Below are 21,139 nucleotides of genomic sequence, written 5' to 3' on the forward strand. Positions count from 1 at the left end.
GCTCTCAGGGCTACGGCCGAAGTGTGGCAGACCTGTGTCATTTGCGCACGGGCTTTGCGCCACCCGTAGCGCTGTCCTGCGTCACAGCCTTGGGCAAAGATCGCGTGTCGATGTGGCAATATCGCCGAATAGATCACTGAGGAGCCTCCATGCCAAATCTGGTACTGGATATCGCGTTGTCCGCCGAACGAATGAAGGCGGTCTACCAGGGCCATGCGAATCGAGTCCTGATTCGAAGTCGCGACGGCACGCGAGTCAGCTTGCCGGCGCATCATCTGCGCCCGTTTCTGACCCACGAAGGGATATATGGTTCCTTCGAGCTCGAATTCGCCGAGCAGGGGCAATTGCTACGTTTGCGGCGGCTGCAATGAAACCGGCGGTCGGTGCGCTCGACCGGCCTATTTCCTCTCTGGCTGCAGCGGCTCAAGCCCCCTTGGGCTGCTATACTCCGCGTCCACATTTACCGAGACCTTAGGCTGCGTATGTATAACCTGGCCCGCCAGCTGTTGTTCAAGTTATCTCCGGAAACTTCCCATGAACTTTCCCTCGAGCTGATTGGCGCCGGTGGCCGTCTCGGGCTCAATGCAATGCTCGGCAAGGCGCCGGCCAGTCTTCCTGTTCGTGTGATGGGGCTCGATTTCCCCAATCCGGTCGGCCTGGCAGCAGGGTTGGACAAGAACGGCGAGGCCATTCGCGGAATGTCGCAGCTGGGCTTCGGTTTCATCGAAGTGGGAACCGTGACTCCGCGCCCGCAGCCAGGTAACCCCAAGCCACGGATATTCCGTCTGCCCGAGGCCGAGGCGATCATCAATCGCATGGGTTTCAACAATCACGGCGTCGATGCGCTGCTGGCTCGGGTCGAGGCCGCGAGGTTCAAGGGCATTCTCGGTATCAACATCGGCAAGAACTTCGATACCCCTGTCGAGCGTGCCGAGGAGGACTACCTGCTCTGTCTGGACAAGGTCTATCACCACGCCAGCTATGTCACCGTCAACGTCAGTTCGCCGAATACGCCCGGCTTGCGTAGCCTGCAGTTCGGCGACTCGCTCAAGCATTTGCTCGATGCGCTGCGGCTGCGTCGAGAGGACCTCGAGATCATGCACGGCAAGCGCGTGCCGCTTGCCATCAAGATCGCCCCGGACATGACCGACGAAGAAACCGCTTTGGTAGGCGAGGCGGTGTTCCAGGCCGGGATGGACGCGATCATCGCCACCAACACCACTCTTGGCCGGGAAGGCGTTGCCGGCCTGGCTCATGCCGATGAGGCGGGCGGCCTTTCTGGGGCACCCGTTCGGGAGAAGAGCACGCACACGGTCAAGGTGCTGGCACAGACGCTTGGCGGGCGGCTGCCGATCATTGCGGTGGGTGGGATCACCGAGGGCAGGCACGCGGCAGAGAAGATCGAGGCGGGTGCCAGCCTGGTTCAGTTGTATTCGGGTTTCATCTACAAGGGGCCGGCTTTGATTCGCGAGGCGGTGGATGCCATCGCGGCGCTGCGCTCACAAGCACATTGATGATCGCCCGGAAGGGGCTCCTGTTGGAGCCCCTGGGCTTCTAGCCCGCCGCCCGGGTAGGGCGCGCTATATCAAGTCGGGTGGATCGGTGAATTAGCCGACCGCGTGAAGTTCGTTGAGTCTATGCAGACCGGCCGTGCCGGTCAGACCATCCCAGTTGTCGCCGCGACCCTCCCGCCAGCCGTTAATCCAGGCTTGGCGAACGTTGGGATGGGAAAAAGGACAGAGGTCGCGAGATTTGCCATGTATGCCGTGCTGATAACCGCGTAGAAATGCTCGTTCCATCGGATCACGCTTGAGTCTTCTCATTGGGTATTGCCCTCAGTGGTTGACTGGTGTTCCTGTGGCCTCATGGCGAGACCGGGCAGATAGACTGCCAATGAAGCGCGCTGCCGGCGTGGCGCGCTTCGCCGACACCATTGCGATGTCGGCCTGAGGTGAGTTCTAACCCAATGCTGAAGGCGCTGGAATGATCGTTTTGTCATAAGTAGGTAACGAATCTATGGTTCTACCCATAAGCCCGGAGGGCAGGGGATGCGAAGTGCGCGCTGCTGAGCCGCTTCTGCGTGATTGCAACCATGGTGTCCGTAACCGCTTTCTAATTTTCTTTGCTGGGCCTGTTCCGACGAAAGGGTCGCGACGGTCCGAAGCATCTTTTGTGGAAACTCCATGACCGACCGCCATGAACTGATCCTGACCTGCCCCAAGGGGCTCGAAGGCCTGCTGCTCGAGGAAGCCACTGCGCTTGGATTGGAGGAGGGTCGCGAGCAGACATCCGCGATTCGCGGCTTCGGTGCGCTGGAGGTGGCTTACAGGCTCTGCCTGTGGTCGCGCCTGGCCAACCGCGTGTTGCTGGTGATCAGCCGTTTCCCCACGGTAGATGCCGAGACGCTTTACCAAGGGGTTCACGCAATCGACTGGGCCGACCATCTGCAGCCTGCCGGCAGTCTGGCAGTGGAGTTCAGTGGTCGCGGCTCGGGCATCGACAATACCCATTTCGGTGCGCTCAAGGTCAAGGACGCCATCGTCGATCGATTGCGAACCGCATCCGGCGAGCGCCCCAGCATCGACAAGCTCGATCCTGATCTGCGCGTGCATCTGCGCCTCGACAAGGGGCAAGCGGTGCTTTCGCTCGACCTCTCCGGGCACAGCCTGCACCAGCGTGGCTATCGACTGCAGCAGGGGGCCGCGCCGCTCAAGGAAAACCTTGCTGCCGCGATTCTGATCCGTGCCGGCTGGCCACGTATCGCTGCTGCTGGTGGCGCGCTGACGGATCCCATGTGTGGCGTCGGCACCTTTCTTGTCGAAGGGGCGATGATGGCGGCGGATATCGCGCCGAATCTCAAGCGCGAGCGCTGGGGATTCAGTGCCTGGCTGGGGCATGTCCCTGCACTATGGTCGCGGCTGCATGGCGAAGCTCAGGCGCGGGCAGAGGCCGGCCTGGCCAGGCCGCCATTATGGATTCGCGGCTATGAGGCCGATCCGCGGCTGATCCAGCCGGGACGCAACAACATCGAACGCGCTGGCCTGGCCGGCTGGATCAAGGTCTATCAGGGTGATGTCGGCGACTTCGAGCCGCGCCCGGATCAGAGTCAGAAGGGCTTGGTCATCTGCAACCCACCCTATGGCGAGCGCCTTGGCGACGAGGCGAGCCTGCTCTATCTCTACCAGAACCTCGGCGAACGCCTGCGTCAGGCCTGCCTGGGCTGGGAAGCCGCGGTATTCACTGCCGCGCCGGATCTCGGCAAGCGCATGGGCATCCGTAGCCACAAGCAGTACGCGTTCTGGAACGGTGCGCTGCCGTGCAAGCTGCTGCTGATCAAGGTCGAGCTGGATCAGTTCGTGACCGGTCAGCGGGCCACCCCTCATGAGGAGCATTCACAGCAGCAGGCGCCGGTCGAGCAGGCTCGCCTCAGCGAAGGCGGGCAGATGTTCGCCAATCGCCTGCAGAAGAATCTGCGTCAGCTCGGCAAGTGGGCGCGTCGCGAGGGTATCGAGTGTTACCGGCTATATGACGCGGATATGCCTGAGTACGCCCTGGCGATCGACCTGTATGGTGATTGGGTGCACGTGCAGGAATATGCGCCGCCGCGCTCCATCGATCCGGAGAAGGCGCAGGCGCGCCTGCTCGATGCATTGGCTGCCATTCCGCAAGCACTGGGCATTCCACGCGAGAAGGTAGTGGTCAAGCGCCGCGAGCGCCAGACGGGCACGCGCCAATATGAGCGTCAGGCTACTCAGGGCAAATTTCTCGAAGTGACCGAGGGCGGCGTCAAGCTGCTGGTGAATCTCACCGATTATCTGGATACCGGCCTGTTCCTCGATCATCGCCCTCTGCGCCTGCGTATTCAGCGTGAAGCGGCCGGCAAGCGTTTTCTCAACCTGTTCTGCTATACCGCAACCGCCACGGTTCACGCGGCCAAGGGCGGTGCGCGCAGCACCACCAGCGTCGACCTGTCGAAAACCTATCTCGACTGGGCACGCCGCAATCTCTCGCTGAATGGCCTTTCGGATCGCCAGCGCTTGGAACAGGGCGATGTGATGGCCTGGCTGGAAGAAGACCGTGGTGAGTACGACCTGATCTTCATCGACCCGCCGACGTTCTCCAACTCCAAGCGCATGGAAGGCGTGTTCGACGTGCAGCGGGACCATCAGGTGCTGCTCGATCTGGCGATGGCCCGGTTGGCGGTGGGCGGGACGCTGTATTTCTCCAACAACTTCCGCAAGTTCGTGCTGGATGCCAGCCTGAGCGAGCGCTATGCGGTAGAGGAAATCAGCAGCGCAACGCTGGACGAGGACTTCCGTCGTAACCCCCGTATTCATCGCGCCTGGAAATTCCAGGCGCGATGATCATCCGGTGTAGGCAGGCGCTCGGCCTGCCGGAGTCAGCGTTGTGCGGTGTTCTGGTTGCGCTGACCGTAGAGGCTGACCAGCACCTGATCGAGAATCGAGGCTGCGCCCCAGGGGCGGGGGTGGTTCAGGATCGCCACGACCGCCCAGACATTGCCGTCGCCGTCGCGGCTGTAGCCGGCGATGGCGCGTACGGTGTTCAGGGTTCCCGTCTTGAGGTGCGCCTTGCCGGCGACAGGGGTATTGCGTAGGCGCTTGCGCATGGTGCCGTCCACGGCGGCCAACGGCATCGATGAAATGAATTCGGCCGAGTAAGGGCTGCGCCAGGCGGCCTGCAGCAAGCTCCCCAGTTCGCGTGCGCTGACGCGTTCGGCGCGTGAAAGCCCGGAGCCGTTCTCGATCACCAGATGCGGCGAGATAAGTCCCTTCTTGGCCAGCCATTGGCGGATGACCCGCTGCGCCGCTTTGGCATCATCGGCATCCGCTTCGTTACGGAACTCCGCGCCCAGGCTCAGAAACAGCTGCTTGGCCATGGTGTTGTTACTGTACTTGTTGATGTCCCGAATGATCTCGGTGAGGTCCGGTGAGTATGCCCTCGCCAGCAGTCGTGCTTTGCCCGGTACCTGGGCCACACGGTCGGCGCCGAGGATGCTGCCGCCGAGCTCGGCCCAGATTGCGCGTACAGCTCCTGCGGCATAGCGCTCGTGATCGAGCAGTGAAAGGTAGGTCTGCGCGCTGCAGCCGTCGGCGAGCTTGCCGGTGACCACGACGGTGACGCCATCGCCATCCGCCACTGGGTTGTAGAGCACGTCCGGCCAGCCTGGGCATTTGCCCGCGGGCAGCGCTTTGACCCGGTTGTCGATACGAACGCTGGCGATCGGCGGCTCGACTGCGATGTTCACCTTGCCGCCATCGTTGCGGACGATGAAACGCAGCGCCTTGAGGTTGACCAGCAACGAATCCGGGCCGACCAGGAAGGGCTTGTTCTGGTCGCCGCCGTCATCGTCGAAGACCGGCAGGTCGGGCTGGACGAAATGGCTGCGATCGAGCACCAAGTCGCCAGTGACCTTTGTGACGCCGTTGGCGCGCAGATCTCGCAGCAGCAGCCAGAGCTTCTCCATGTTCAGTTTCGGGTCGCCGCCGCCCTTGAGGTAGAGATTGCCGTTGAGGGTGCCATCCACCAGCGGACCGTCGGCGTAGAACTCGGTCTTCCACTGGTGGTTGGGGCCAAGTAGTTCGAGAGCGGCATAGGTGGTGACCAGTTTCATGGTCGAGGCGGGGTTGACCGATACGTCGGCATTGACGAACGTCGGCGCCGCGTCGCCGGTCAGCGGTAGCATGACTACGGACAGTGCGTCACTGCTGATCTTGTTGGCTTTCAGTGCCTGCTCGACGCGCGGCGGCAGCGTCTGATTCACCCCGACGGCCTGGGCCGGCAGGGTCAAGGGCAGGGTGAGGACGGCTAAGGTAATGCCGCGAAGGATGGAATTCATCTTACGAGCGCCTCTGGGCAAACACAGGAGGCTGGCGATTTGATTTGGCATATGTTTCCCACTGCTCTTAGGGAACGAATGCGGGCCATTATGCCCGTGCGGTAGAGGCGTCGTGCCTCTATCCGATAAGCGTAGCTGCGGTACACGGCTTACTGCAAAGACAGATGCGTACTAGGTGCGATGAGTCGAGCGCTGCTGTCGGTCATCGCCTTGGCGCGGGGTTGCTGTTAGAGTGCGCGCCGTCATCAAGTAGAAAAAGGATCGCCCCCAAATGGCTACCAATCGTTCGCGTCGCCTGCGCAAGAAACTCTGTGTCGATGAGTTCCAGGTTTTGCTAATTAGCAAAAAATAATCAGAATCTTGTCAAAAACGCTCTGCCCTTCCCGCATTGCCCCCCTCGCTTTACCTGCAAGCATACAGCCGCTTTCTGCCGACATGCCTCCGGGGTGTGCCACGGTATTCCAGCCAGCACTGCTTCACTCGTTAAACCCAGAACTTCGCTTCATCCAATTGACCTCAGTTGGCCCTACAGCTTGCTCCACGTCTTGCTTGTCACATTGATGAGCAAATTGGCGAAGTGTGAGGTGCCAGCGGTGAGGGTGGTAAACGATTCGGCTCAAGAGGCTAGTGAAAAGGCCAAGCATGAGTTTCGGCGCGCCTCTGATGCTGTTCTGCGACAGCCTGGGTTATCCATTTCATTGCTGGAGCCGGTCGGAGACGGCGGGGAGGGTGATGCTATATAGCGATGCTTCTGGCGAAGCTTCAAAGACGGTGAACGAGAAAAGGTTCACAAAGGGATGTGAGATGCGTTCGCTTCAGAAAGCTTGGCTCGACTGAGCTACTTAACCGCGTTTGGATTCAGCTCGACCATGATGCAATGACACAAAAAAACCATCCAGGAGGATGGTCTTTTTAATTCAGAAACCGGGTGCGCAGAGACGTCGGTTCAGCGCGATCACTTTGCAACGTTGATCGGTTTCTCTGGGTACCAGGCGTCCTGCAAGGGGCTGACCTCGATCTTGGTCAGTTCGCTACGGTTTTTCAGCCAGGCCTCAACGGTTGCGCGTTGCTCCTCACTTACCGAGCCACGCTTCGCCAGGCAGACCAAGCCGAATTCTTCGCCGCCAACATAGTCCAGGCCGTTCGCGTCCATGGCCTCTACAAAGAACGCAATCAGGAAGTCATCGACAGCTTTTTCCGAAAGGCCTTCCTTGAATTCCAGATTGAGCTCAAACCCCAATTCCTGAAACTCGTCAACACACAGCTTCTTACGCAGACGACGGGAGCGGTTGGTAGCCATGGAAAATCCTCAAAAGTAAATGCGGTGCGCATTCTACCAGCTAATGAGTGGCACTGCTTGTTCGCGCTATGGCCGTCCTGGGCGCTGGTAGCTGCGAAAGCACGCCCACTAAGCCACTGTTTACAGTGCCACTTCGGCGGGCGACGGCGAGCCGACAGCCAGAGGACGGCTCGCTTTGTCGTGGTCACCGCATAAACTTGCCGCTCCAAGCCAGTCTTTTTTCAGCAGCCTGAAGACAGGGGCAGGCCACCACGCCGCAACAGCTCCAGGGTGAACTGGCTAACGCTGCTTCGATAGGAGACCTGTCAAAGCTAGGCCCAGCAGCTATCGCATCTGTGCTAATAAGAAAATCAACCAAACGTCAGCTCAGGTGATAGAGTCTGGCCAACCCGATAGGCAACAGATAGATCGCTTTAAATTCAAGGGAGCTCCGAAATGGACTTTATTACCACCGCAATAATTGCAAACTCTGCCTATGACATCTTCAAGTGCGGCCTGAAGCTGAGTGCTGCAAAGCTCAAGGAGCGTTTGGGTCAATGGATCAAGGAGGATGTCGTAGCAGAAGCAGTAGCAACAGAGCTAAGCAAGCTAGGAATCAATGATGAGATGAGTGAACTTGCGATTACTCGACGTATTGAGCAGTCGCCAGAGATGGCTCAATTAATTCGCGAAATTAATGCGGCAGCAGAAATTTCTGCACCATCGATGATCACCAAAGTGACACAGCACCACACTGGTAGCGGAGACAACGTTGCCGGGAATAAGATTATTCGGTGATTGAGTGTAAGGGAACTCGCTTGAAAATCATTGAGCAGCATCACAGTGGTAGTGGAGACAACGTCCAGAACAAAATTCTGAACGTAATTAAGTCACTTGCCCCAGATGACCTCCGAGTCCCAATGGAGATGGTCTTTGAGAGTCTTCGCAAGAAGGATCTTACCACCGCCAAAATCCAATTGGACATGCTGAAGGCAACGACCAAGAGCGATCCTGAATCCTCCGCTCTAGTGGATGTAATCTCTATATACGGCGGGCTAGTCGACGCGAAGGATCATGACACAGCCTGGGGAACAGTATCGAATATCGCGGCGACCACTCAAATCCCAATGGTCAAAGATGTCTGTTTAGCTGCTCTCTTGCGCCTATCTCATAAAACTGATCAGGAAGAGCCCGCTAAACAGCACTATCTTTCAGAGCTCGCCCCTGGGCAATACGCAACTGAGGTGTACCTCAGCCAATATGCCGATGAAGCGTGCCTTGAAGATGCTGCGAGCAAGTTCGTAATTCCTGAGCCAGTGCTTACAGGTGTTGTGGTAGGGAGTCTTCGTTTGGAGCTTACTGCCTTAGCCACTAGCATGGCTCAGCGCTTAAGTAGAACTTACCCTTCCTACAACGCCAAGGTTCTAGAGGTCTTGGCGAGCGCATACGAACTTAATCCTCGTGTCGCCCAGAAACATCTATGGCTTTGCCCCCCTGAAGTGAAACAGGAGGTAGACAGACTTGCCGAGAAGGTTGTCGAACTAATAGATATCTCGAATGGGGTCGATACGCGCCTCTACAATATGGCTTGCCCTATATTTGAAACGTATAGAGGTATTTCGCCAATAGCATTATTTAACACCCTTAAAAATAACTTGCCTCATTGGGAGTCCGCCCATACAGCAACAGCCACCACAATCAAGGCCATTGCAGGGGATGACGAAGGAATTTCTCAGCGGCAGCGCGATATCTTGGCAGCTAAAGATGACCCCCAACTCAGGGCTACTTGGTGCCGTAATTTTCTATCTGCCACTAGTTGCAGGCTGGAGGATGTAATCCGTTTTTCCGTCTGGCAAATACGGCTGAGGTTAGCGAGTGGCTATCTAAGGACTCCCCGTTAGATGATGCAACTGAAATGGAGAAGTCTTTTGTCAACCTGCTCGGCTGTTCGTTCCGTGAGTTGGATAACGACAGTGATCTTCACCAAAAAAACCAGCTATCTCAACTTGTCGATGATTTTTGGGATGCATGGGAAGGAGAGCTGACGAACATTGCTCCAGAGCGAGTTTTCGACTTGGCTGAGAATTTAGTCAATTCAGATTTGGCTCATAAAGCTTTACGCTTCACCTCGCGCCTAATTCCAGATCAAAAATTATGGCCATCTCCGTTTGTTTTGACACATCTGAAGTGCCTATTAGAAGCACAGCAGTACAAGACTTTTGATGATGTTATTGCAAGGGTGGCAGGGTCAGAAAAATCCTTAACAATTTTAAGCTATCAGTCATTGCGAGCGGAGAAGCTTGGGGATATTGAGGCAGCTATCAGGATTAGTGATCAGATCGTTGCACAGTCACCAGAAATACCATATAGCTGGCTGAGAGGCTGCCAGCTACGTGCTCGGTATCAAACTGAAGATCAGCAGATCGAGTTTCATGACCAAGTACCAGATGGTCTACTAAAAAAACACTCACATGAAGCAGTATCAATTCTTTACTTTTTTGCCATGGCAGGCAACTTCAAGCGTGTAGAACCTCGATGGGTTGAGTGGTTTATAGAGGATCCGCACGCTCTGGCTGTAGAGATGGTTAATTTTTACTTCGGACTGACTGTCAGCAGCAATAAGAAATGCGAGTTCGAGGTTTCGGCGACACTAGAGCAGTGTGTAGCTGCCGTCCAATTTGAGCAGGATGGCGACACAGTGATCAAGTTAATCGTTGATGGTCATCAAGTTTTCAATGAGTACACACTAAAATCATCTAGCCAGCTAGCGGAGTTACTAAATAACTTAGCTGTGGGTGAGACCGGTTCGCTGGGAATGGTCAATTACAAGCTCGTAGAGCGACTTCCACCCTACGTTGCTTGCTTGAGAATTGCTCTGCGACTCCGGCATATACATAACGACGGAAGTGATTGCTTTGCAATGTTATCAATGCCTTCGGACAATGAGCAGATCATACCGTTCTTGGAGGAAAAACTGGGTCAAAGCCAAGGCACAGGAAAACGGAAGCAGCTTAATAAAGCTGATAACATCCCGCTATATATTCGCGGGCATTTTTTGTGCCCGGACAATGCTTTCAAGGGGGCGCTGAATTGCTGGACTGATGCCGGCGTACCCAAAACAACACTTTTTGATCAGGGAAATGAATTTCCGGATGCCGTCGTGCTTGATGCATATGGTATCGGCTATCTGGCGGTGACAGATCTTGCGCAGAGCATGTTGGATATTGGTGTTAAGCTTGTATTGCCAGCAGCAACTAAGGAGGCGCTTAGCCGTTGGGTTGAAGAGATTTCTGACCAAAACTTCATGTTGATGGGGGTCACCGAAAAAGGAAAGTTGTTCCGCACGACTGCCAAGGATATCCAGGCGCGTGATGGGCACTCATTGAGGGCGCTGCAATTGATCCTGGATAATGCGTCAATTGCTCATCCAGTCCTACATGACGCAGCGCTTGAGATTTACTCGATCAAGAATGGCATAGACTCCACTGTATACGATGCAATGCAATTATCGATTGCAAACGATATAGCATGGCTATGCATGGACGGCGCATTCGCCGCGCTCCACAAGTCCAATCAATATGAAATAGCAAATTCTCAGGCAATTATTGCGCGAGCAATGGCAGCGAGTAATCAATTTGATTTTGAGCGCAAGCGCCATGGACTTTTGCTGTATTCGCTAGGGGCCCTGCCATTACCAGTTACCTATGCGGAAATACATCATTTGGCCGCCCACCCTAATGCCTTGGCTGGATTTATTCTATTCAAGATGATCCAGAACCATGGAAATCAAATTTTCGTAGGTGAGGAAAAGCCACTATTTCTTCTCGATGTGATCCAACTGCACCTTAATAGCATGTATCACTCAGGAAAAAGCCAAGCAGCTACGCGGCCACTCTATACGCCTTTGATGGACTACACGGAACATGTCTTCAACCATGGAATAAGGCTCTTTCTCGGAGCCTATGGTGACGGCAGCATCGAACGTCGATTGGCCATGGCGTTAAACCACATGGGGGCATCTTGTGGAATTTATCATCGATTCCTTGAGTTCGTTGTCGGCCACTTCCTCAATTTTGCTCAGGGACATTTCATGGACGCCAACGCTCTCCGGGTAAACCTCCAGTCGCTGGTGAGCCATCAGGAAAATCAATCATAAAACCGATGAGCCGTATCCCAAATCAGTGCAAGTGCGCTATTTGGCCATAGCAGCAAGGTTCTTCAGGGCTATCAACCCTCGCTGGATGGACAGCTGCATAATGTCTTTATTTAAAGGCGCTAAGTAGAATATTCTCATCTAACGTATTGAAATGCATACATTAGAGACTTGCGCCCGTAAAACGCGCCTGGCATATGTAAAATAGCGCTCGACGACCGATTCCCCCCCAGCTCCTCTCGTTGGATAGCGAAGCCCATAAGGCCCGCTTTTTTGTGCTAGTTGCCAGGAACAAAATCCCAGGCCAGCACCACCACATAGGTTCCTGCTATTGCCCGCACGCGCAGGACATCACCGCTCACAGATTCACGCATTGCCACATCCTCCTTGGTGACCGCTGACACCTTTCTAGCGGGGAATTCAACGCTAAAGGGTAGATGCACTCGCCGTAATTGCCGCCACGGCAATATGAAGTTTCGGCGACGATTTATATCCCTTCAGCGCGAGTCTGGCTGAAGCGGGCACCTACAGGCGGATGCCACAGGACTTCGGCGTGGCGAACTGCGTAGGCTCTTCGCCCAGCGGAAAGGCAACGACGTACAGGACATTGGCGGACATCGGTTCAGTGGCTGGGTTTGATCCCCATTTCATCTTCACCTTTCGTTCGCCGTAGAGCAGAGACACTCCAAGCGCGTTGAGTGCATCGATCAACGACTGCAACTCGTCATACACGTCGATTTTCTGCCTTTCGCTATACAGGTCGGCGCAATCGCGGTACTCCATGAAATAGTCCACCAAACTGGAAAATGCTTCCTCGGCTTCGCGGGGCAACTCGAACGCCGGCTCGGAAATGTCCGCCGTACTAGTTGTCACCAGTTTGGCTTGCTGCCTCCCTGTGGTCAGCGGTGTGGCCGCCAAGGTGACATTCTCTTTGTCGAATCTCTCTTGGGCGGCCCTTAATTCTTCCTCGGAGGGAATCTCGTAGGCCTTGTTGAAAACATCGATGTCCTCGAACTCGAATGCTCGCGCCAGGGCACGTCGTGTGTTGAAGTCTCCTGACTGGCCTTTCTCGACTCGCTGAATCGTTCGCTCACTCAACCCTGAGATCCCAGCTAGCTGCTCTTGAGACCAGCGGTTGGATTCGCGAAACAATCTGACGCACTGAGCAAGTTCAGTAGGAGTGAGTGGACGGGGTTGCTGGCTGGATTCAGAGGTTTTCATTTTGCTGCTCCATCACGTTGAACGATGTAGCTAGTGTGGAGAGTAGACAGCCAGGCCAACACGACAGGAACACGACAGTGAACTGACAAAGGGGGCGCCTCGATTCTCATTGCTGAAACCGTACCTTTGCATGTTTGGCTGGCAACAAGGTACGTCGGGGGCAGTTGAGCGAGATCATTCGGTTGTCCTGGCTTGGGTAGGCTCGGCGCCTAACCACTCTTGCCCGATGACTCCAGACGATGGACTAGCGGGACGGGGCGTTGATTTGACCCGTGGCGTCCGGCTGACAGTAATTGCCCCATGGGACTCCGCCGAATAGGTCAGGTTGTAGATCCCGCTCTTCAGACCAAAATGCGGATGCTTGCCTTGCTCAATGTCGAGCCAGAGTGAAGCTGTGCGCTTATGGCCTGGGAACGCGTGAGAGAAGAAGAAATCCAGCCGTTGTCCGACCGCTTGGGATGCTTCAATCGGTAGTCCTCGAACTGGTATCGCTCGAAGGCTTTGGCGTTGAAAATGACCACTGGTTTGAGATCGAACTGGACAGATGCGTCGATGAACGCCTTGAGCGCCGTCATATCCAGTTTGTGAGCAAGCAGCAGGGAGAGGCGCTTCTCCGGATGGACTCCATCGAATTCCACTCCGCCCATGCTGGTCTCCATCTCCCACTCACCCGAAGCATGGTAGTGACGTATCCAACTGTACTGCCATAAGGTCGATGTCTTTCGATAGCTACAAGCTTGGCCAGGCCTATGGCTCCAATGCCACTCGTAGATATCGCCCAGCTTGGCAGTCAACTGCTCGTTGCAACTCGGGCAATACCCGCTCTCATCTCGGGTGGCTGGAATGCGTCTGCCGTCCGTTGTGCGTGCTAGGTACATGCGGGCAATTCATCCTTGATCTAGCTTACGGATTCAATCTATTACCTATTGCGGGCCAGCAGCAGACTAGGAGGCGAGAGCCGCCTAGCATCCGATGCTATGGGTCAGCGCACGGGCATTGGCCGCTGTCTTCGAGTAGGAGAAGCTCAGGCGGGTTCAGGGGCTGATGATGGCGTTTGCTTGCGAACGGTACGAACCACCATAGCAGTGCCGCGCATCTCAACATCGAACAGCTCCGAGGTGCGTATGAGATCGCCCAGTTTCTGATAGCCATAGTTCACCACAGAGAACGAGCTGTTGTTGTGGATGTAGTCCGATGCCCTGCTGAGAAGCGACCAGCCATCATCTCCGGCTGTTTGGTCTGCCGCGTTTCGAAGCAAGCGCACTAGGGATGTGTCGCAACGCAGCTCATTTCGAGACTTTTTCCGGGGTTGTTCGTCCTGAGAAACCTTGTCGTCGTCTGCGGCCCGTACAAGATTCTCCACGTAGATGAACGACGTGCATGCATGCACAAAGGCAGAAGGAGTCTTCTTCTCGCCAAAGCCATACACCGGGAAGCCACTTTCTTGCAGGCGTAGAGCCAGTGGAGTGAAGTCGCTGTCGCTGGTCATCAGGGCAAAAGCGTCGATGTTCTTGCTGTACAGCAGATCCATCGCATCGATGATCATGGCTGCGTCAGTTGCGTTCTTGCCCTTGGTGTAGGCGAACTGCTGCATCGGGCGGATAGCGAATGGATGGAGCCGCTCAACCCAGCCAGAGAGACCGTCGCTCTTCCAGTCACCATGAGCATGTCGTACGTTGACCATGCCGTATTTGGCGAGCTCTTCCAGCACGCCTTCAATGGCACTGTGACTGACGTTGTCGCAATCGATCAACAAAGCAATTCGTTTCTGGTGCATCAGGTGTCGTCCTTGTAAGACTGCGTTTGCTTGAACGTTGCCACCATGCGCAGGGGCTATGCAAGCGCTGTAATTATATTGGTGATTCTGAGAGGTGCTTGCCCCAGAGCGACTCTCCAGCCTGTTATTATGTGCATGTTCAACTTGAGCGGTTAACATAATTTCATTACCACCATCTATCCCTTAACGTAAATGCTATAGTTTCTTGCCATTAAGCAACCACCTAGTCAATATGTCGATTTCCTGAATGATCAGACGATTCTTTCCAGGGAGATTGAACTTAGGCAAAAGCGTTTCGGGATCACGGGTGGAGCCAGGAGTGTACCCTAGTAGGCCTGCATATTTTGCGGCTTCGCCTCCCAATGAATCATAAAACCGGTCAAATACCTCTTCTTCACCATTGCGAGATAGCACTTTAAACTGCGATTTGCAGAATGCGCATACTTGCACATAAAAAGGAATGAACAGAGGGCCTGCGGAATACTTAGCCTTTTCAAGTGCCTGCTTGAACTGTTTTAGTGCGCTTTCACTGGCGCCGGTTAGCATGAATCTACTAGCCAATGACCAGTCTTCAATCCACGCTGGACTGTTTGTTAAGTTTGATAGCCATTCTTTTTCAAAAAACTTCAGATAATCCTTTTTGTATAGAACTGCAAGCCCGTCAGGTATGGCGGTGTCGCAGGGCAAAAATGCCCTGTTGATCTAAGGTTTGTCAAGAATTCATGGTACGCTCCAAACGCATCATCCAATAATTTCTCATCGACTACGTCGTCATGCAGTATCTGATCAATGCAGTCGCTGATTGGAGTGGCGCTGTCTAGGGTTTTAATCTTTGGGTATTGGGGTTGAGTGCTGGGTCAAAATCGCCTATCTCGGTGGCATGCATATACAGGTTGTGGGACACAAAGGCGCAAAAAGCTTTGTTGGCAAACCCATGCCCCTCAGCCTCCGCAGGCAAAAGACACGCAAGCGGCTTGATAAATGGATAAATAACTTCCCATTTTATTTTGCCTTCCTTGCTCATTCGCTCAAATACCTGCTTTGACTGCGTACTGACCGGCTTTGACGAGAAATCTAATCCCCATAGCTCGCTGTCAGTCAGGTTGCAGTTAACGGATTGCTTACGAAGAGCGTGAAACTGGTGAAGTTTGTACGGTGTCACCCCGGTTTCCTTACAGAATTTCTCGACAAACTCACGCAGAGGCCATCTGCTTGTTTCTGTACTCTTACCGAGGACTCCCCTTGGCTCCACATCGGAGATAGCTCTGACCAAGTCGATCATTGTGCCTGCAAGAAAACCTTGGTAGGCATCAATGCAGTCTTCAGATGTTGCCGAGTACTCCCTTATGAACTCTCTGTAGTGTAGCAACGCTGAAGTGTAGAGTTTCGCTGCAAGATCGGAAACTTTCGAGGCTCCGTATTTCTCATGGACGAGAATCTCGATATAGCCTGTTAACTCTCTGAGTTCTTCGTATGAGGAGTAATCCTCTTTGGCCAGATAGGACACATAGGACTGAATGGTCTTGCTCTTTTTTACTTCCTGCTTTGATTCAGGTGCGATCTGAGTCGTGACGGACACAAGCTCGTCGAGAGACCCATAAGTGCCGTTCTCCCTCTTAATGGCCTCGAATGCAGATCTCAATGCTGCCCGCCTGGCTTTTTCGCTAGCAGGTACATGAAACTTGACACTCTTCCCGTCACTGCTCCATAGGCCTAGGCAATCACACAGCACTTTGTTGAAGTGACCGAGCGTGGGGAATTGAAAATCCGTAAATGACATTTTGGCTCTCGCTGTATCGACTTTTCGCCACTTTAAAGTGAGGCCAGCAGTTTTCTAGGTATCAAAGTGTCGATGGCATTGTCGTGTGGTTCAGAATGCCCAAATGTGCTTCAGCGCTTTAAGGTTGGTAACTGCATGGAAATGTAGCCTCCTCCCTATGAAGCCGTCCTGCCCAAGGCGATACTGCCATACTGAGTTCTTTCACCGTGAGGTCGAAGCGATGGCGACATCAGAGAGCTGGCGAGTTGTCTGCCAAGACCCAGGAGATGGCAGCGGAGACGTCATCGTTGAGCTTCCTCCGGCGCTACTGGAGAAGCTTGGCTGGGCTGTGGGAGATGATCTGGTCATTGAGGGCGACAAGGAAGGAATCTCTTTAAAACTCAAGCCTCGATCCGCCGATGCCGCATCCTAGAGGCTGATGTGGCGTTGGCGCCTGTCTTTCAGAAATTCAGCATCTCGATGGCAATTCTGCTGCCGCCCATAGATGAGGCCTGCTCCACATTTCTGATACTCTCGCCCCATCTTTCGGCAGGGACGCGGACGAGGTCATGAGCCTCAGCTACCTGCCATTTCGCATTGCAAGGTAGTACGCCCGATGGCCATCAAGAAATCCGAACTCTATTCCTCCCTTTGGAAATCCTGCGACGAGCTGCGTGGCGGGATGGATGCCTCGCAGTACAAGGACTACGTCCTGGTGCTGCTGTTCGTGAAGTACGTGTCGGACAAGTATGCCGGCGACCCGAACTCGCTCATTGAGGTGCCGGAAGGCGGCAGCTTCGCTGACATGGTGGCGCTCAAGGGTGACAAGGAGATCGGCGACAAGATCAATCAGATCATCGCCCGCCTGGCCGAGGCCAATAACCTCACCGGCGTCATCGACGTAGCGGATTTCAACGACCAGGAGAAGCTCGGCAAGGGCAAGGAGATGGTCGACCGTCTGTCCAACCTGGTCAGCATCTTCAACTCGCCGGGGCTGGATTTCCGCAGCAACCGCGCTCAGGGCGACGACATCCTTGGCGATGCCTACGAATACCTAATGCGCCACTTCGCCACCGAGTCCGGCAAGAGCAAGGGGCAGTTCTACACCCCCGCAGAAGTGTCGCGGATCATGGCTCAGGTCATCGGCCTGGCCGGTGCTACCGACAGCAAGCAGAGCATCTATGACCCGACCTGCGGCTCGGGTTCGCTGCTATTGAAAGCGCACGACGAAGCCAAAAGCGTCACCGGTCTGGATCTGGCCATCTACGGTCAGGAAATGGACAACGCCACCAGCGCCTTGGCCAAGATGAACATGATCCTGCACGACTGCCCCACGGCGGAAATCTGGAAGGACAACACCCTGTCCGCGCCGCATTTCAAAGACCCGATGGGCAAGCTCAAGCTGTTCGACTTCATCGTCGCCAACCCGCCGTTCTCCACCAAGGCCTGGAGCAATGGCTTCAACCCGGCAGAGGATGAGTACAACCGCTTCAGCTACGGCATACCGCCTGAGAAGAATGGCGACTACGCCTTCCTCCTGCACATGCTCACCTCGCTGAAAAGCACCGGCAAGGCGGCGGTGATTCTGCCCCACGGCGTGCTGTTCCGGGGCGGTGCCGAGGCAGCCATCCGCAAGCGCATCCTCCAGCAGGGTTACATCAAAGGCATCATCGGCCTGCCGGCAAACCTGTTTTACGGCACCGGCATTCCTGCCTGCATCATCGTGCTGGACAAGGAAGGCAGCGCCGGGCGCAAGGGCCTGTTCCTGATCGACGCCAGTAAGGGCTTTATTAAGGACGGCAACAAGAACCGCTTGCGTGAGCAGGACATCCACAAGATTGTCGATACCTTCACCCAGCAGATTGAGGTGGAGAAATTCGCTCGGCTGGTGCCAATGGCCGAGATTGAAGCCAACGACTTCAACCTGAATATCCCGCGCTATATCGACACCAGCGAAGCAGAGGATCTTCAGGACATCGAGGCCCACCTGCATGGCGGCATCCCCGAGCGTGATATCGACGCCCTGCATGCCTACTGGCAGGTAATGCCTAACCTGCGAGGCGCGCTGTTCGAGCCACTGCGCCCGGCTACCTCAGCCTTAAAGTTGCCATCAGCGAGATCAAGCCGACCATCTTCGGCCACCCCGAGTTCGAAGCCTTTCGCCAGACGGTGGCGGGCCTGTTCGAGGCCTGGCGTGCCGAACACCGCCCAAACCTCGCCGGCATCGCCATTGGCGATCAGCCCAAAGCGCTGCTCAAAGAGTTGGCCGAAGATCTGCTGCATCGCTTCGAAGCAGCACCGCTGCTGGATGCCTACGACGTCTACCAGCACATCCAGGACTATTGGTACGCCACCATGCAGGATGACGTATACCAACTGGTGATCGATGGCTGGCAGCCACTTATTGCCAGTGGCTCAAGCAAGGGCGAACCCAATACCGACCTGCTGCCCCCCGAGCTGATTGTGCGCCGCTACTACTCCAGCGAAGCCGCTGCCATTACCGAGCTGGAAGCCAAACGCGACGCCATCAGCCGCGAGCTGGAAGAGCTGGACGAAGATCAGGGAGGCGAAGACAGCCCTCTGGCCGAAGGCAAAACCGACAAGGGCAAGCTTACCGCTGCCAGCGTCAAGGCACGCCTGAAAGCCATCAAGCACGACCGCGACGCCGATGAAGAACGCCAGGCGCTGGAGCAATGCCTGGCGCTGATCGAGCGCGAAGCTGAGGCCAGTAAGAAGGTCAAAGCCGCGCAGAGGGTGCTGGATGCAAAGGTGCAGGCCCACTACGCCCAGCTAAGCGAAGCAGAGCTGAAAACCCTGGTGATTGAAGATAAATGGCTGGCCACCCTGCAAACCGATGTACACACCGAACTTGATCGGGTCTCCCAAGCCCTCACTGGCCGTATCCGTCAACTAGCGGAGCGCTATGCCACACCGCTGCCGGCGCTGAATGCCGAGGTGGATGCGCTGGCGGCCAAGGTTAATGCGCATCTGGAAAAGATGGGGTTTTCGGTATGAGTACAGAGGTAATGTCAGGGTACAAGCTGACTGAAGTTGGATTAATTCCGGAAGAATGGGAAGTCAAACGTCTGGGAGAATGCTAGCTAGCACTCCCCGCTACGGTATAAATGCAGCGGCAGTCCCATACTCAGATCGTCTCCCAGTCTACATTCGAATTACAGACATAAGTACAGACGGGCGCTTTTCTCCTGAAAAACTGGTATCTGTTGATAATACACAAGCATCCAATTACTACCTATTGGATGGCGATATTGTTTTAGCACGCACAGGCGCCAGTGTTGGCAAGTCATATAAATATGACACTAGTGACGGCCCATTGGTTTTCGCTGGATTTTTAATTTTAATTCGACCAAACCCTACAAAGCTTGTATCAGGCTATATTTCTTCATATTTATCCACAAAAAAATACTGGGACTGGGTAGGTTTAATGTCCATGCGCAGTGGGCAGCCAGGAATAAATGGAAAAGAATACTCCCAATTACCTTTACCAATCCCCTCTATAAGTGAACAGCGTGAAATATCTATCACGCTATTCGAAATCGACTATCTCATCAAAAACCTGGATAAAATAATCGCCAAAAAGCGCGATATCCAGCAAGCCGTCATGCAACAACTCCTAACCGGCCAACGCCGCCTGCCGGGGTTTAGTGGGGAGTGGCAGATGAAGATTCTGGGTGAAGTTTGCAAAATCACCACAGGAAAAAAAGATGTAAATGAGGGCAACCCATCGGGGCAGTACCCTTTCTTTACTTGCGCAAGAGACCACACTTATAGCGATCACTATTCGTTTGACTGTGAGGCTATACTTGTCGCCGGAAACGGAGAGGTTGGAAACCTAAACTATTACTTCGGGAAGTTTGAGGCCTATCAACGAACCTACGTTCTTTATGAATTCTATGCCAATACTAACTATATCTGGCACGCATTGAAATTTGGGTTGGCTGCTTCGCTCGGAATTGGGAAAATTGGATCTTCGATACCCTACATCAAGAAGTCCGACCTGACGAACTTTGAGCTCCCTCTCCCTGCCCCGGAGGAACAAGCTGCAATCGCAGCTACTATTTCTGATATGAGCGCTGAGCTCTCCGCCCTAGAAGCCCGCCGCGAGAAGGCCCGCCAACTCAAGCAGGGCATGATGCAGGAACTACTAACCGGCAGAATAAGACTAAAATGAGCAACAGCGATTGGATAGCATTAGCAGGAGCCCTGATATCGGCACTCAGTCTTGCCGTAGCTGGCTGGAGCCTGTGGTTTACTCATATTCAATGGAAAAAAGTTAGCAGCAAAGTTGCCATGATTGGTGACTCAGGAATGGCCTCCGAAGTTTTGCCTGCATGGTATACCCGCCGAATGATGGATGACTGGTGGCTTTTCGGCTTGCTAACCACAGATGGCACTATCATTGCCATTCGAAGAATCACAGCAATCTCGGATGATGGAAAGTGGATGGATATTGAGCTTGCAGAAGCAGATGACGTCGAACACCTAAAACAACACCGTCCAGTTTTAACAGCAGTTGCACCTGATCGTCTTTCAGGATCCATTCAAATAGCAAATATCATCTCCGCCATCGAGTTACAAACAAGTTAGGAGCGGGAATGCAGGAAACCCAAGGCAAACCCACAATTAAAATTCACTGCAACCGTTTCAGGCAAGCGATACAAAAAATACCAGCTTCAGGGCGACCGATAGATTTTAGAAATTTCCCCAGCGGTAGTTGTGGCTCTACCTCTGAATTGATCGGTACCTATTTGGAAAGTCTTGGTTTTGGAAAATTCTATTATGTGCACGGATCAAAGCCAGGAATCGAGTCACACGCATGGATAAAACAGGGCAGGCTCATAGTTGACTTAACTGCTGATCAATTTCACGAGATCAACATACCTGTGATGGTATTAGATGAATCACCATGGCACAACGAGTTCGAGATATCAGCGTGCCATGCTATTGATCTGGTCGCCACAGATAAGACAGCATTTCTTCCATTACTCCCTTTTTACGAGAAAATTCTAAGAGTAATCCAAGAGAGCAATCATGAGCCTTAGCCCCATGAACAGCCCCTGAATTCGAGATCT

Annotated in this window: 20 protein-coding genes and 1 pseudogene; 13 read left to right on the forward strand and 8 right to left on the reverse strand. The window is 54.4% G+C overall.

Annotated elements, in window-relative coordinates:
- Positions 1 to 149 precede the first annotated feature (149 nt).
- Both P5704_023470 and P5704_023475 read left to right on the forward strand, forming a co-directional pair.
- Positions 150 to 371 (forward strand): DUF2835 domain-containing protein, encoded by a 222-nt coding sequence (locus tag P5704_023470; protein WOF78914.1) that lies wholly within the window; start codon positions 150 to 152, stop codon positions 369 to 371.
- Between the two features lie 111 nt (positions 372 to 482).
- Positions 483 to 1,514 (forward strand): quinone-dependent dihydroorotate dehydrogenase, encoded by a 1,032-nt coding sequence (locus P5704_023475; GenBank protein WOF78915.1) that lies wholly within the window; start codon positions 483 to 485, stop codon positions 1,512 to 1,514.
- A gap of 93 nt (positions 1,515 to 1,607) precedes the next feature.
- On the opposite strand, the gene P5704_023480 is transcribed toward P5704_023475, so the two are convergent.
- Positions 1,608 to 1,823 (reverse strand): ribosome modulation factor, encoded by a 216-nt coding sequence (locus P5704_023480; GenBank protein WOF78916.1) that lies wholly within the window; start codon positions 1,821 to 1,823, stop codon positions 1,608 to 1,610.
- Positions 1,824 to 2,183: 360 nt separating this feature from the next.
- Here P5704_023480 and rlmKL point away from each other — a divergent pair, with 360 nt between their 5' ends.
- Complete coding sequence (gene rlmKL, locus P5704_023485) at positions 2,184 to 4,364, forward strand: bifunctional 23S rRNA (guanine(2069)-N(7))-methyltransferase RlmK/23S rRNA (guanine(2445)-N(2))-methyltransferase RlmL (protein ID WOF78917.1); 2,181 nt, start codon at positions 2,184 to 2,186, stop codon at positions 4,362 to 4,364.
- Between the two features lie 35 nt (positions 4,365 to 4,399).
- Here the strand turns inward: rlmKL and dacB are convergent, their stop codons facing one another.
- Positions 4,400 to 5,857: a D-alanyl-D-alanine carboxypeptidase/D-alanyl-D-alanine-endopeptidase gene (gene dacB / locus P5704_023490; protein ID WOF78918.1), complete on the reverse strand. Its 1,458-nt coding sequence runs from the start codon at positions 5,855 to 5,857 to the stop codon at positions 4,400 to 4,402.
- Between the two features lie 271 nt (positions 5,858 to 6,128).
- Between dacB and P5704_023495 the strand changes: the two are divergent.
- Positions 6,129 to 6,191 (forward strand): annotated as a pseudogene (locus tag P5704_023495) (hypothetical protein).
- Positions 6,192 to 6,812: 621 nt separating this feature from the next.
- On the opposite strand, the gene P5704_023500 reads toward P5704_023495, so the two are convergent.
- Positions 6,813 to 7,157, reverse strand: coding sequence for a YggL family protein (locus P5704_023500; GenBank protein ID WOF78919.1), 345 nt, complete (start codon positions 7,155 to 7,157; stop codon positions 6,813 to 6,815).
- A 435-nt stretch (positions 7,158 to 7,592) separates the two neighbouring features.
- Between P5704_023500 and P5704_023505 the strand changes: the two genes are divergently transcribed.
- From P5704_023505 to P5704_023515, 3 genes are read left to right on the forward strand one after another with little or no spacing between them, the layout of a single operon-like run.
- Positions 7,593 to 7,934, forward strand: coding sequence for a hypothetical protein (locus P5704_023505; protein ID WOF78920.1), 342 nt, complete (start codon positions 7,593 to 7,595; stop codon positions 7,932 to 7,934).
- A 20-nt stretch (positions 7,935 to 7,954) separates the two neighbouring features.
- Positions 7,955 to 9,037 carry a hypothetical protein gene (locus tag P5704_023510; protein ID WOF78921.1) on the forward strand — a complete coding sequence of 361 codons (1,083 nt, stop codon included), beginning with the start codon at positions 7,955 to 7,957 and terminating at the stop codon, positions 9,035 to 9,037.
- Positions 9,038 to 9,051: 14 nt separating this feature from the next.
- Positions 9,052 to 11,292, forward strand: coding sequence for a hypothetical protein (locus P5704_023515; GenBank protein ID WOF78922.1), 2,241 nt, complete (start codon positions 9,052 to 9,054; stop codon positions 11,290 to 11,292).
- A 522-nt stretch (positions 11,293 to 11,814) separates the two neighbouring features.
- Here the strand turns inward: P5704_023515 and P5704_023520 are convergent.
- From P5704_023520 to P5704_023540, 5 genes are all read right to left on the reverse strand, one after another.
- Entirely contained in the window at positions 11,815 to 12,510 is a 696-nt protein-coding gene (locus P5704_023520) for a helix-turn-helix transcriptional regulator (GenBank protein WOF78923.1), read from the reverse strand.
- 341 nt (positions 12,511 to 12,851) lie between these two features.
- Positions 12,852 to 13,157, reverse strand: a complete 306-nt coding sequence (locus P5704_023525; GenBank protein WOF78924.1) for a hypothetical protein — start codon at positions 13,155 to 13,157, stop codon at positions 12,852 to 12,854.
- Between the two features lie 377 nt (positions 13,158 to 13,534).
- The gene (locus P5704_023530; GenBank protein WOF78925.1) at positions 13,535 to 14,287 is read right to left on the reverse strand and encodes an NYN domain-containing protein; all 753 of its coding nucleotides are present in this window, start codon (positions 14,285 to 14,287) and stop codon (positions 13,535 to 13,537) included.
- Between the two features lie 195 nt (positions 14,288 to 14,482).
- Complete coding sequence (locus P5704_023535; GenBank protein ID WOF78926.1) at positions 14,483 to 14,974, reverse strand: hypothetical protein; 492 nt, start codon at positions 14,972 to 14,974, stop codon at positions 14,483 to 14,485.
- A 130-nt stretch (positions 14,975 to 15,104) separates the two neighbouring features.
- Complete coding sequence (locus P5704_023540) at positions 15,105 to 16,067, reverse strand: hypothetical protein (protein ID WOF78927.1); 963 nt, start codon at positions 16,065 to 16,067, stop codon at positions 15,105 to 15,107.
- Between the two features lie 220 nt (positions 16,068 to 16,287).
- Here P5704_023540 and P5704_023545 point away from each other — a divergent pair, with 220 nt between their 5' ends.
- The 6 genes from P5704_023545 (at position 16,288) to P5704_023570 (ending at position 21,109) form a co-directional block, all read left to right on the forward strand.
- A complete protein-coding gene (locus P5704_023545; protein ID WOF78928.1) occupies positions 16,288 to 16,479 on the forward strand; it encodes an AbrB/MazE/SpoVT family DNA-binding domain-containing protein in 192 nt (63 codons plus the stop codon).
- A gap of 183 nt (positions 16,480 to 16,662) precedes the next feature.
- Positions 16,663 to 18,429, forward strand: a complete 1,767-nt coding sequence (locus P5704_023550) for a type I restriction-modification system subunit M (protein ID WOF78929.1) — start codon at positions 16,663 to 16,665, stop codon at positions 18,427 to 18,429.
- Entirely contained in the window at positions 18,402 to 19,061 is a 660-nt protein-coding gene (locus P5704_023555) for a type I restriction endonuclease subunit S (protein ID WOF78930.1), read from the forward strand. Before P5704_023550 ends, P5704_023555 begins: the two co-directional genes overlap by 28 nt.
- 79 nt (positions 19,062 to 19,140) lie before the next feature.
- Positions 19,141 to 20,238: a restriction endonuclease subunit S gene (locus tag P5704_023560; GenBank protein WOF78931.1), complete on the forward strand. Its 1,098-nt coding sequence runs from the start codon at positions 19,141 to 19,143 to the stop codon at positions 20,236 to 20,238.
- On the forward strand, positions 20,235 to 20,654 hold the full coding sequence (locus P5704_023565; GenBank protein WOF78932.1) for a hypothetical protein: 420 nt from the start codon (positions 20,235 to 20,237) through the stop codon (positions 20,652 to 20,654). The genes P5704_023560 and P5704_023565 overlap by 4 nt, the downstream gene beginning before the upstream one ends.
- Before the next feature lie 8 nt (positions 20,655 to 20,662).
- The gene (locus P5704_023570; protein ID WOF78933.1) at positions 20,663 to 21,109 is read left to right on the forward strand and encodes a hypothetical protein; all 447 of its coding nucleotides are present in this window, start codon (positions 20,663 to 20,665) and stop codon (positions 21,107 to 21,109) included.
- Positions 21,110 to 21,139: the final 30 nt, after the last annotated feature.

The organism is Pseudomonas sp. FeN3W, assembly GCA_030263805.2.
Classification (GTDB): domain Bacteria; phylum Pseudomonadota; class Gammaproteobacteria; order Pseudomonadales; family Pseudomonadaceae; genus Stutzerimonas; species Stutzerimonas stutzeri_G.